Source organism: Vibrio sp. 10N.222.46.A1 (genome assembly GCF_041473595.1).
GTDB lineage: Bacteria > Pseudomonadota > Gammaproteobacteria > Enterobacterales > Vibrionaceae > Vibrio > Vibrio tasmaniensis_A.
Genome location: NZ_JBFRSN010000796.1, coordinates 1 through 900 on the forward strand (window position 1 = coordinate 1; position 900 = coordinate 900).

General features: G+C 45.8%; 2 protein-coding genes. Both read right to left on the reverse strand.

Annotated elements, in window-relative coordinates:
* On the reverse strand, positions 1-345 hold a 345-nt coding region (locus tag AB4496_RS20220; protein ID WP_372131753.1), incomplete at its 3' end, for a Wzz/FepE/Etk N-terminal domain-containing protein.
* Positions 342-900: glycosyltransferase (locus AB4496_RS20225; protein ID WP_372131755.1), on the reverse strand; the 559-nt coding region annotated here is incomplete at its 5' end. The genes AB4496_RS20225 and AB4496_RS20220, both read right to left, overlap by 4 nt.

A 900-nucleotide genomic window follows, 5' to 3' on the forward strand; every position in this document is an offset into this window, starting at 1 on the left:
AGATAGGTCAGTAATGATCTCTTGTTTCTCAATTTCAGGCATATCGGGCGTGGTTAATTGCAGTTCATCAGCGACCGAGTAAAGCACATGTCGACTATGAAGTAGTGTTCTCAACGCGTTAAGGCGGTCTTTGAGCATGGTAGAAACGGCAATGTCTTCCAAGAATGGATTCATTTTGGCCGTTTCTTGAATCAACATACTGGTATGCGCGTCATATTTAGTCGGGGCCAACTTGCTCACACCGAAGCCAACAAAGGGCAAAATAAAGATTGGGAGAACAATAACGTAGCGTTGGCGCCACATGGCATTTAGGATGACTAGTAAGCGCAACTTAAGATTATTCATAAAAGCTCCAACATCCAATGTACGAAGTTACCACGGTTCTGCCAGCTCTCTTGTTCGACGACAGAGATTGGTGAATTGCTCAGCTGGCGTGCATGATCAAGCGCCCAAATCATTTGGTTTACACTACCAACTGTGGTGACATGTTCTTGATATGGCTTTAATGCTGGGAATTGAGTTGTGATAATTGGCGTGCCGGCCGCAAGGTACTCCATTAGTTTGAGTGGGCTACAAGCTCGGATCTGCTCGTTATCAACAAACGGCAACAAGCTCACATCCCAGTGTTGAGAATAGCTTGGCAGCGTATAGTGCGGACGTGGGCCAAGGTAATGTACGTTACTCAACTCAGGCAGCATGATCGTATCAAGCTCATTTGGGCCAATAAATACAAAGTCCCATTCCGGCATTGCTGTCGCGACATGATCAATCATTTCATAATCAAGCCACTTAGAAAGGCTGCCATAAAAACCAGCAATAGGGCGGTGGTTGCTTGGTAAATCTTTTGCTCTTGGTGCAGGTGTAGAAAATAGCCCGACATCGACACCATGTGGTAAGAGC